Origin of the sequence: Synechococcus sp. A10-1-5-9 (genome assembly GCF_047716785.1) — a bacterium.
GTDB lineage: Bacteria > Cyanobacteriota > Cyanobacteriia > PCC-6307 > Cyanobiaceae > Synechococcus_C.
The window spans coordinates 84027-93639 of sequence record NZ_CP180406.1; the positions used below are offsets into that span (position 1 = coordinate 84027).

General features: G+C 62.1%; 15 protein-coding genes and 1 pseudogene. 11 read left to right on the forward strand and 5 right to left on the reverse strand.

Going from position 1 to position 9613, the window contains the following annotated elements:
* Window positions 1–13 precede the first annotated feature (13 nt).
* Both ACLM45_RS00510 and ACLM45_RS00515 read right to left on the reverse strand, forming a co-directional pair.
* Window positions 14–775, reverse strand: coding sequence for a bestrophin family ion channel (locus ACLM45_RS00510; protein WP_415410015.1), 762 nt, complete (start codon window positions 773–775; stop codon window positions 14–16).
* A gap of 15 nt (window positions 776–790) precedes the next feature.
* Window positions 791–946, reverse strand: a complete 156-nt coding sequence (locus tag ACLM45_RS00515; protein WP_415410016.1) for a hypothetical protein — start codon at window positions 944–946, stop codon at window positions 791–793.
* Window positions 947–1007: 61 nt separating this feature from the next.
* On the opposite strand from ACLM45_RS00515, the gene ACLM45_RS00520 reads away from it, so the two are divergent.
* Both ACLM45_RS00520 and ACLM45_RS00525 read left to right on the forward strand, forming a co-directional pair.
* The gene (locus ACLM45_RS00520) at window positions 1008–2330 is read left to right on the forward strand and encodes a Rieske 2Fe-2S domain-containing protein (protein ID WP_006040916.1); all 1323 of its coding nucleotides are present in this window, start codon (window positions 1008–1010) and stop codon (window positions 2328–2330) included.
* 23 nt (window positions 2331–2353) lie between these two features.
* A complete protein-coding gene (locus ACLM45_RS00525) occupies window positions 2354–2623 on the forward strand; it encodes a cupin domain-containing protein (RefSeq protein WP_006040917.1) in 270 nt (89 codons plus the stop codon).
* Window positions 2624–2655: 32 nt separating this feature from the next.
* On the opposite strand, the gene ACLM45_RS00530 is transcribed toward ACLM45_RS00525, so the two are convergent.
* Window positions 2656–2904: a DUF1651 domain-containing protein gene (locus ACLM45_RS00530; protein ID WP_038004789.1), complete on the reverse strand. Its 249-nt coding sequence runs from the start codon at window positions 2902–2904 to the stop codon at window positions 2656–2658.
* Between the two features lie 190 nt (window positions 2905–3094).
* On the opposite strand from ACLM45_RS00530, the gene ACLM45_RS00535 reads away from it, so the two are divergent.
* The 3 genes from ACLM45_RS00535 to ACLM45_RS00545 are packed head-to-tail and all read left to right on the forward strand — an operon-like array spanning window position 3095 to window position 5421.
* A complete protein-coding gene (locus ACLM45_RS00535) occupies window positions 3095–4087 on the forward strand; it encodes an NAD(P)-dependent alcohol dehydrogenase (protein ID WP_415410018.1) in 993 nt (330 codons plus the stop codon).
* A 25-nt stretch (window positions 4088–4112) separates the two neighbouring features.
* Entirely contained in the window at window positions 4113–4847 is a 735-nt protein-coding gene (locus ACLM45_RS00540) for a peroxiredoxin-like family protein (protein WP_415410019.1), read from the forward strand.
* Complete coding sequence (locus tag ACLM45_RS00545) at window positions 4837–5421, forward strand: pyridoxamine 5'-phosphate oxidase family protein (RefSeq protein ID WP_415410021.1); 585 nt, start codon at window positions 4837–4839, stop codon at window positions 5419–5421. The genes ACLM45_RS00540 and ACLM45_RS00545 overlap by 11 nt, the downstream gene beginning before the upstream one ends.
* On the opposite strand, the gene ACLM45_RS00550 is transcribed toward ACLM45_RS00545, so the two are convergent.
* Window positions 5411–5896 (reverse strand): hypothetical protein, encoded by a 486-nt coding sequence (locus tag ACLM45_RS00550; protein WP_415410022.1) that lies wholly within the window; start codon window positions 5894–5896, stop codon window positions 5411–5413. The genes ACLM45_RS00545 and ACLM45_RS00550 overlap by 11 nt on opposite strands.
* Before the next feature lie 80 nt (window positions 5897–5976).
* On the opposite strand from ACLM45_RS00550, the gene ACLM45_RS00555 reads away from it, so the two are divergent.
* The 5 genes and pseudogenes from ACLM45_RS00555 to ACLM45_RS00575 all read left to right on the forward strand — a co-directional run bounded on the left by ACLM45_RS00555 (window position 5977) and on the right by ACLM45_RS00575 (window position 8781).
* Window positions 5977–6249, forward strand: coding sequence for a DUF3303 domain-containing protein (locus ACLM45_RS00555; protein ID WP_415410024.1), 273 nt, complete (start codon window positions 5977–5979; stop codon window positions 6247–6249).
* A 66-nt stretch (window positions 6250–6315) separates the two neighbouring features.
* Window positions 6316–7566, forward strand: coding sequence for a glutathione S-transferase (locus ACLM45_RS00560; protein WP_415410025.1), 1251 nt, complete (start codon window positions 6316–6318; stop codon window positions 7564–7566).
* 51 nt (window positions 7567–7617) lie between these two features.
* On the forward strand, window positions 7618–7941 hold the full coding sequence (locus ACLM45_RS00565) for a hypothetical protein (protein WP_006040925.1): 324 nt from the start codon (window positions 7618–7620) through the stop codon (window positions 7939–7941).
* 65 nt (window positions 7942–8006) lie between these two features.
* Window positions 8007–8310, forward strand: a pseudogene (locus ACLM45_RS00570) (NAD(P)-binding domain-containing protein); the annotation flags it as partial.
* Window positions 8311–8379: 69 nt separating this feature from the next.
* Entirely contained in the window at window positions 8380–8781 is a 402-nt protein-coding gene (locus ACLM45_RS00575; RefSeq protein WP_415411446.1) for an NAD-binding protein, read from the forward strand.
* On the opposite strand, the gene ACLM45_RS00580 is transcribed toward ACLM45_RS00575, so the two are convergent.
* Complete coding sequence (locus ACLM45_RS00580) at window positions 8774–8989, reverse strand: chlorophyll a/b-binding protein (RefSeq protein WP_006040928.1); 216 nt, start codon at window positions 8987–8989, stop codon at window positions 8774–8776. The genes ACLM45_RS00575 and ACLM45_RS00580 overlap by 8 nt on opposite strands.
* A 74-nt stretch (window positions 8990–9063) precedes the next feature.
* On the opposite strand from ACLM45_RS00580, the gene ACLM45_RS00585 reads away from it, so the two are divergent.
* Window positions 9064–9492, forward strand: coding sequence for a nuclear transport factor 2 family protein (locus tag ACLM45_RS00585; protein WP_415410027.1), 429 nt, complete (start codon window positions 9064–9066; stop codon window positions 9490–9492).
* The last annotated feature ends 121 nt before the right edge of the window (window positions 9493–9613 follow it).

Consider the following 9613-nt stretch of genomic DNA (forward strand, 5'->3'; position numbering starts at 1 on the left):
GCGGGTGGGCGGCTCAGGTCCAGCGCACTGGATCCTTGGAGTTCAGATGCTGCACATGATCGACGTCACGATCGAGAAGATCGTGGCTGATCGTGAGGCAGATGCTGTCGAGGGGAAGGGAGAAGCTGCTTCCGTCGGAGTCGAAAGGTCCCTCGACGTAAGCGCCGATGCGTTCCGCCATGAGGAACAGCAGCACAATCAGCACTCCACTGATGGGGTTCTGGTGCCTGGACCCGGGTTCGTGAAAGTACAGAAGCAGAAGCAATCCGAACAGCCAGGTGAGAAGGCGTACGAACACGTCATAAGACGCGGGCAGCGGTGTGTTGCGGATCCGTTCCAGTCCTCCGATGGCCTCCGTGCAGGCATTGGCCACCTGCATCAGCTGCAACCGTCCGAAACTATCAATGTGCCCTTGGTGATAGAGGGCTCTGATCCATTCGGCCCGCAGCAGACAGAGCTGACGCAGGCTGCTGTTGCGGGGCAGCTTGAGGCCATCGAGAAGTCGTCCCTGCAGCTCTCTGAGCTCCCGATGCCAGAAATTACGCAGCTCGAAGTTCAGCTGCCACACCAGCGCTATCTGCAGCTGCAAAAGTTTGTGTTCCTTGTTCCGGTTGATCCTGTCGCTGTTCAGGTAAGCGCGGATGGTGTCAGCCCAGCTTCGGCTCACAATGAGGATCGCTCCCCAGAGTTGTCTGGCCTCCCACCAGCGCTGGATGGCCTGGGTGTTTCGGAAGCCGATGAAGATCGATGCTGCGATCCCGAGAATCCTCACCACATTGCCGTTGGCTGTTCAGCCGCGGGGAACCACGTCACTGTTGATGAGCACCGCGATTGTGAGCAGCAGCAGCAATTCCAGTCGCATGCGTTGCATCAGCTGCAGCAGCACCAGGGGGTAGTCCCGGCGCCGCGTGCTGGGCGGATGGCCGTAGTCACCGAGATCAATCATGGTTTTGATGTCGCGGTCGCTCCTCCGAGACGGCGATCATGACTGCACTTGTGGCAAATCCATGCATGCCAGCTGGACCGAGCAGTGGTGGCCGGTGGCTTATTTGCGTGATCTCGATCCGGGCAAGCCGCAACGCTTCACATTGCTTGAGAGGGACCTCGTTCTGTGGTGGGACGGTGTCAACAGCACCTGGCGCGCCTTCAATGATGTCTGTCCGCACAGGCTGGTGCCCCTGAGCGAGGGGCGCATCAACTCCGCGGGCGATCTGGAGTGTCCTTATCACGGCTGGAGTTTCAACGGGGAGGGGCACTGCACCCGCATCCCCCAGATGGGGGATGCGGGTAGAGCCCGTGGCCGACGGTCCAACTGCGCCAGCCTGCCAACGCGCTCGGCCCAGGGGTTGCTGTTCGTTTGGAGTGGTGATCCGGAGAAGGCTGAGTCCAACGATCTGCCTCTGGTGCCTTCGCTTCAGGAAGAGGGGGATGGCTGGGCCGATGGGTGGATCGTGCAGGACACGTTTCGCGACTTGCCCATGGACGCTCTCACCCTGCTCGAAAATGTGCTGGATGTGAGCCATGTGCCCTTCACCCATCACAAAACCGTCGGAAAACGGGAGAACGCCGCTCCTGTGCTGGCTGTGATTCAGTCGGAGGATGACTCGGGCTTTGAAGCTGTCTGGGACGAGGGCCCCCGCCGGGGGCGGCTGGGTTCCCAGTTCACCCATTTCAAAGCTCCGCAGTTGATGTGGCACGACCTCGATGCCAAGGGGTTCGCGCGGATTCTCACCGTGGTGTATGCCGTGCCGATTCGCCGCGGGCAGTGCCGTTTGTTCGCCCGGTTCCCGTTTCAGTTCAAGTCGGCGTTACCGAAGGTGGTGGTGGGTCTGCGCCCCCGCTGGCTGCAACACATCGGCAACCACAAAGTTCTGGAAGACGACCAGGTGTTTCTGCACTGGCAGGAACGGGTGCTGGAGTCTGCTGGCGGCAGCGCTGGCGCCGAACGCGCGTTTTTCCTGCCCACTGAAGCGGATGTGTACGTAGCAGCGTTGCACCGCTGGATCAACAACCATGGTGGAGAGCCCTTCGCCGGACAGCCGCTTCCCCCCAGGCAGGAGGTCGACGCTCTGATGGATCGGTATCACAGCCATACCGTGCATTGCCGCAGTTGTTCCCAGGCCTTGCGGTGGATTCGCATCGGGCAGCCGTGGTGCTGGGTCGTCCTCTGGACGGCTGCGGTGTTGATCGGTCTGGGGCAGATGGGCTGGTTGAGTGCCTGCGGCGCGCTGCTGGCCGTTTTCGCTGGTCTGCTTCTCCAGCGTCTGCGGCGTTGGGAGCGGGGTTTGACGGCCGGTGATGGGCTGGCGCCGCGCAATTATGGAACCTGATTGATGACATCATCGGCTCGGAGATGATCCGTGTGACCTCCCCCTGCCCTGACAGCGTGATCGTGGCGCTTGGGGTTCATGACTGGCCAGTCTGGGCCAGTGAAGTGAGTGAATTTCCCTGGCATTACGACCAGAGGGAAACCTGCCTGCTGTTGGAAGGCGATGTGACGGTCACTCCCGACTCCGGCGAGTCCGTGCACATCAAGGCGGGTGATCTGGTGGAATTCCCTGCCGGGCTGAGGTGTACGTGGACCGTGCATCAACCCGTGCGCAAGCATTATCAGTTCGGTTGATCGTTGGGCTCCTTGCTGACGCGCTGCAGTCTTCAGACATCCACATCGGCTCCCCACTGAGGTCTGCAGGGTCGCCAGCCCACCCTCAAAAGCTCTCTCCACAGCTGCTCTGCAGTTTCTCGCCGCAGGTGCACCCGGGTGGTCAGCAGAGGAGGCTGGTCTGGAAAAGGTCTCCCTGAATCCACGAACACGCGGGGGTCGCGGTTCCAGCTTTTTTCATCGGGATGGAAGCGCTTCGTGTTCTGGGTGCTTGGGTCCTGGATCCAGCCGTGACGGGGCATCGCTTGCGGGGGGTGATCAGAGAAGCGCGCATCCACTCCTCCGCCTTGAACGGTGCGTAGGGCGAACTCGGAGCCATGGAGACGCTGCTGGTACACCTGTTCTAGACAGGTAGTACAGATGTGTCAATGCGTTGTGGCGTTGTCCGTGTGGCATGACTAAAGACAGGGGAGCACTGTTGCGGCTTTCGCTTTGATCTCCGTCTGGCAAGCACCGTCTGCAGGGGCCCCGCTTGAGTGCGCCCAGCGGCCTGCACTTCAACCTGTTGCTGATGAGCTGGTGCTGGAAGTGATGCACTGCGGCCTCTGCCACAGCGACCTATCGATGATCGGCAATCACTGGGGAGTGAGCCGCTATCCCTTGGTGCCAGGCCATGAAGTGATCGGCAGGGTCACGGCGGTCGGAGAGGGAGTGGATCCAGGCGTGATTGGTGAGGTCCGCGGTCTGGGCTGGATCAGCGGCAGCTGCAACCACTGCAGCCTCTGCCTTGGGGGTGATCAGAATCTCTGCAGCTCTCTGGAGGCCACGATCGTGGGGCGCCAGGGGGGATTCGCCAGTCATGTTGTAGCTCGGCAGGACTGGACAATTCCGCTGCCAACCGGATTGGATCCGGCTGAAGCGGGTCCCCTGTTCTGCGGTGGCGTCACCGTGTTTGCGCCGCTTGTGGATGAGGCGGTGTCACCCACGGCCCATGTGGCCGTGGTCGGCATCGGCGGACTGGGCCATATCGCCTTGCAATTCGCGCGGGCTTGGGGCTGTGAAGTCACCGCGATCACCACCAATCCCGCCAAGACGGAACAGGCGCGCCGATTTGGAGCTCATCAGGTGGAGGAACTGGAAGCGCTTTCCGATCTTCAGCGTCGGTTTGATCTGGTGATCAATACGGTCAACCATCCCCTCGACTGGAGTGCGGTGATGGCCTCCCTCAAGCCCCGGGGACGCTTGCATCAACTGGGAGCCGTGCTCGAGCCGATTCAGGTCGGCGCCTTCGATCTCATCTCTGCGCGGCGGTCGATCACCGGCAGCCCCACGTCCTCACCGGCCAGCCTCCTGAAGATGGTGGAGTTCTGCGTTCGCCACAACATCCGCCCCTTGGTGGAACGTCTGCCAATGGATCAGGTGAATGTTGCAATCGAAAGGCTTGCCAAGGGCGATGTGCGCTATCGCTTCGTGCTCGATGCGTGAATCTGGAGGCGTTTTGAAGACAGGTATGAAAGCCCCCGATTCTTTGCTGGAGCGCATCGCCGAAGTTTCGGGCATGGGACGAGGCTGCCGGCGGCTGGTGGTGCTGCTCACTCAGCTCGGTGATTTCGACTCCCTGGAGTACGCCCAGGCTCTTGTTCCGGCTCTGCCCCAGCTGGATCAGGCGGGGATCCAGCTCTTGGCGATCGCCATCGGAGACCGGGAGGGTGCTGACCGGTTCTGCGCATTCACCGGTTTTCCGAGCGAGCGGCTGCAGGTGGAGCCTGATGCTCGCCTGCACCAGGACCTGGAGCTGTCTCCAGGGCTTCAGGCCCCAGGCGGAGCGTGGCCTTCCTTGCTGCTGATGTGTGCAGGCATCGGCTCTCCCGGCACCCTGGCTGAAGTGCTGCGTGGTTACACCGGCGATCGCACCGCGCCCCAACGTTTCAGCGACGATGAAGTGATCAGCATCGGTGTGTTGCCGGCGATCCCCGCCGGACTGTTTCGCCGGGCCGGTGGCGGCGGGTTTCAACGACCGTTCGAATTGGCCACGGTGCGCCTGCGCAACATGAATGAGGTTCTGCGCCACTGGGGCACCTATGTCCCCGACGATCGCTTCATCACCCAGCGGGGAGGCACGTTCCTGTTGGAGGACGACGACTCCCTGCTGTACGTCCATCGGGACCGCGGCATTCTCGGTTTTTCCGAAACGATGAATCGTCCGCTGGCTTTTCTCGATCCCTGGATACCAGATGCCGGTTGATCCGAGCCATCCGGTTCCGTTGCCTCCCTGGCGGCCTTTGCTGCGGGGAGCCCGCCAGCGGGAGGGACGGGCTCCGGGGGCCAGCTGGCTCCAGTTGGCCAGCATGGCGGCCGATGGCACGCCGCGGGTGCGCACGCTGGTGTTTCGCGGCTGGAGTGATGAGGGCGCCCTCGAGCTGCTCACCGATGCCCGCAGCGAGAAGCCAGTTGAACTCAGAGGGCAGGGGCAGGTGGAGCTGTGTTGGTTGTTCCGCAAGGCCAGAGAACAGTTCCGGTTGCGTGGAGCCGCTCAGTTGCTCCGTGATGGCGACGATCCTGAGGCTCTGAACGCCCACTGGCATCGGTTGACGCCCGGAGGGCGCTCGGTCTGGGCCTGGCCGCATCCGGGGCAGCCCTTCGATTCGGCTGGCCCCTGGCCGCAGGAGGTCGCCGACGGGGCACCTCAGCCCCCGCACCTGGTGTTGATCCGCATTCAGATTCAGCGTGTGGAGCAGCTCGATCTCAAACCCCATCCCCACCGGCGTCTCTGCTGGGATCGAGGCGAGGGTTGGGCCGAGCGACGGCTCAATCCCTGAACGTCCAGAGGGCGAGCCCACCACCCCGGCCCCGTGCCGCCAGCCAGCCGCTTGCATCCCTGTGGATCAAAGCGAAGAACGGCTTGCGCTTGGCGGCTGGAGCCGGCAGCGACCGTTGCAGCAGGGTGATGGCGCCCAGCGTCAGCCTGACCTGCTCGAAGTGGAAGCTCAGCAGGGGTCTGCCTCCAGCCAGCTCCCCAGGTCCGTTGAACTGCAGGGCTAGGGCACCGAGGTTCACGGCGTTGCGCAAGCGCAGCCCTTTGTCGTCGGCCAGGCTGATCTCCAGAGAGGCGCCAAGGCTGCGCAGCAGCCATCCGCTCAGGGCGTTGGCGTCGCTTTGTCCCTTGGGCCAGATGGTCTGAAGCTGCCAGCAACCGATCAGGTCTTTGGCGTTGATTCCACTTCCCTGATGGCGAACCTGCCGCTCGAGCGTCAGCAGATCGTTCCCTGTCACGGTGGTGATCGGAATGGACAAGGAATTCTCGACACTGTCGCCGACATGCTGTCGGATCGTGCGCAGGCGTGCTAATTGGGAGCACCTTCCTTAGCGATTTCATGTTGTTCCTCATGCACTGGCACTTCAAGACCGGCTATCACGAGAAGGCGGCTCGCAAGTTCCTGGAGACCGGTGCTCCTTTGCCGGCTTGCAAGTCGTGGAAGCGCTATCACGCACCCGGATCGGTTCAGGGCTGGATCCTGGTGGAAACCGATGATGCCGGCGTCTGCTACGAGCACGCCGCCGAATGGGCGGAATGCCTCGACTGGACGGTGACACCCGTGTTCACCGATGAACAGGCCGGTCCCCTGATGGGCAAGGTCTACAGCTAATCGCACGACTTGAGCCGTCGTTCGTCTCCGTCTTGCCGCCAAACTGCGGCAAGACCTGGGGGCGTGATGACAGAGGACTCGGTGAAGGCGGAGGCGCTCTCCTGGGCTGCCCTCGAGGCTCTGGCACCGGCTGCAGCTGAGCGGGTGGAAGGCCCCACCAACGCCCAGGCCAGCTTGCGGCTGTTCGGGCACTCCGAGGCGGACGTGCAGGTGACGTTGTTCCGGGACCACCACGCCTGGTGCCCGTACTGCCAGAAAGTCTGGCTCTGGCTTGAGCTGCGCCGGGTGCCGTACCGGATCCGCAAGGTCACCATGCGCTGTTATGGCTCGAAGGAGCCTTGGTTCACGGCCCTGGTTCCCTCCGGAATGCTGCCGGCCCTGGAACTCAATGGTCGCCTGATCACCGAGAGCGATCGCATCCTCGAGGCCCTCGAACGCGCCTTCGGGCCGGTGGGAGCCGGCATGACGGACAGGCGGGTGAGGCGGTTGCGCGAACTGGAACGGCTGCTGTTCCGTGCCTGGTGTGTCTGGCTCTGCTCTCCGGGCCTTCGCGAGGATCAGGAACGGCGCGCCCGGGACCAGTTCCAGCGGGTGGCCACCCAGATGGAGGAGGCGATCGCTAGTGGTGGCGGACTTTGGCTGGATCCCGATGATCCGATGGGGCCGATACCCGGCACCGCGGATCTGGTGTTCATCCCCTATGTGGAGCGGATGAATGCATCACTGGCTTATTTCAAGGGGTTTGCTCTGCGTGAGGCCCATGGCGGCATCGACCGTTGGCTGTCAGCCCTCGAGCAGCTCGAGACCTACCGCGGCACCCAGAGTGATGTGCACACCCATGCGCATGATCTGCCTCCGCAAATGGGCGGATGCTGGTCGGATGGCAGTGCCCAGCAGCAGCGCATGGCCGCGGCAGTCGATCACGGTGAGGGGCTAGGTGCCCTGGAATGTCGATGGTCACCCTCCCCAGGGGAGGTGACACCCCAGGCCAGAGCCCTGGAGCGGGTGCTGCGCCATCGCAGCACGCTGCTGGCACGCAGCCCTCTCGGGGAGGCCTTTGATCAGCCCTTGCGCGCGGCACTCACGACGCTGATCGCTGGGACCTCTGTGATGCCAGCTCCGGGGTCAGCCGCAGCTCTGCGCTATCTGCGGGATCGCATCTCTGTGCCCCGCGACATGCCTCTGCACAGCGCCCGCTTCTTGCGACAAGCTCTGGAAAGCACGGCGTCTCTGGCAGGAGTTGATCAGCCGTCTCTGCTGCCGTTTGAGCATCGCTTCGATCAGGATCCACGGCCGTTTGTCAGCTCGGGCACCTGATCGGGTCCCCACGATCAAGCAAGGTGGGGAGCCTTCTTACTCGATGCTCCGATGGCTGGAGATGGATTCGGAGCGACAGGCTCCTCTGCAGCTGGCGCCAAGCGCAGCAGCTCTAAACGCAAGCCCCGGCAGTCGAATCATCAGCGGGAACGCTGTCCCCTCGGTCGGGATCCCGGCTTCGAGGCGATCTGTGCCCGCCAGACCCTCGGCTTGGCCTTGTCCGGTCGCCTGACAGAGCAGGCTGTGAAGCGGGCGCACAAAGCCTTGGCTGTTCAGCATCACCCCGACAAAGGCGGTGATCCCGAGATGATGACCAAGCTCAACAACGCCCGCGATCTGCTCCTGGAGCCAGAAATGGAGGCAATCACTGTTTGACGGTCACAGTCGCTCTTCTTGGCACCGGTCTGCTCGGTTCCGCCATCGCTAGCCGTCTGCTTGCGGTGGGCTGCTCTCTGCGGATCTGGAACCGGGATCGAGCCCGTTGTGAACCGTTGATTGCGGCGGGTGCCCAGTGCTTCGGCCAGCACGGTGATCACCGTGCTGCGGGATGGTCCCGTGACGTCTGAGGTGGTGGCCTCGCTTGGTGCCCTGAATCAGAGCTGTGTGATGCCTATGGGCACCATGGGCATCAGCGAAAGTGTGGCTCTGGAGGCCCAGGTGCTGCATCAAGGCTGTCTGTATCTAGAGGCGCCAGTTCTGGGAAGTCGTCCTGAGGCACTGGCTGGACGCCTGCTCGTGATGGCTGGCGGAGAGCAGGCGGTGTTTGATCAGCAGCACGTCCTGCTCAGCCACCTTGCTGAAGAGCCGAAGCGAATGGGCCCTGTGGGAACCGGGGCAGCTTCGAAACTCGCGCTCAACCAACGGATCGCCAGCCTCACCCATGGCTATTCGTTGGCCTTGCGATTGGTTCAGGCCTCCGGTCTGGACGTTGACAGTTTCATAGATGTGGTGCGTCCGTCGGCGCTGTATGCGCCGACGGTGGACAAGAAGCTCAAGCGGATGCTGGCCCACGACTACAGCGATCCCAACTTCAGCACCAGCCTTCTGCGCAAGGATCTGAACCTGTTTTTGCGGGAGGAAAACTTGGCTGGAGTGAATGCCGACGCTCTGGAAGGACTGTCTTCTTTGCTGATGCGTGCGGAAGGAACGGATCTGGACGCTGGTGATTACAGCGCCCTGTATGAGCTCACCGCCGCTGAATCGCCCCTCAGCTGAGGTACCAGCGGATCAGTGCCAACACTTGACCGGCCGGGCCGTAACCCGTGATCCATTCGCCGATCAGAGCAGCAGCAAATCCAACCATGGCGGTGCGACCGTTCAGCCTCTCGACTCCGGCAAGAGCGCTGGTGTTCCAGGGGCGGTTGGTGGTGAGACCTTCTCCGAACGCTTCAACGGGCTCGTAGTGGAAGCGCGGTTCGGGCATGGCGTTAGCTCTGTTCATGTTGGAGCCTATGCAGAGACGATTGATTTCTGAATAGGGTTCAACCGGTTATTGCGATGTCAGTCGTGGATGCAGAGCACCTCCGGTCCCTGTTCACCAAGCCTTACGGCGTGGCCGCTCCTACAGAGGATCAGTGGAGGGAGCTGTATGACGAGGCTGTGCATTTCCAGGATCCAACCCAGGAGCGCGACGGCATCAAGGCTTACATCGAGGCGCAGGATGGATTGATGCGCCGTTGCGACGATGTTTATCTCACTGCTTCTTCGATCGCTGTCGATGGAAACACCGCATTCATCGAATGGGAGATGGGGCTGAAAATTAAAGGGATTGAATTCATCTATCCGGGGACGAGCCGTCTGCGGTTTAACGCCGAAGGAAAAGTTTGCGATCACCGCGACTATTTCGATTTCGTTGGGCCGACCTTCGGACCTGTGCCGGTATTGGGCGGATTTGTGCGCTGGCTTTACAAGCGGTTTGTGGATTGAGAACGGCTCAACTTCCAGAACGCCAGGCTGGTGACGGCCGCCCCAAAGCCGAGGAAAAGAGTGAGAAAGGTTTCGCTGCTCATGTCAAGAGAAGTACAACTTTCACAATATTTTGGCGGGC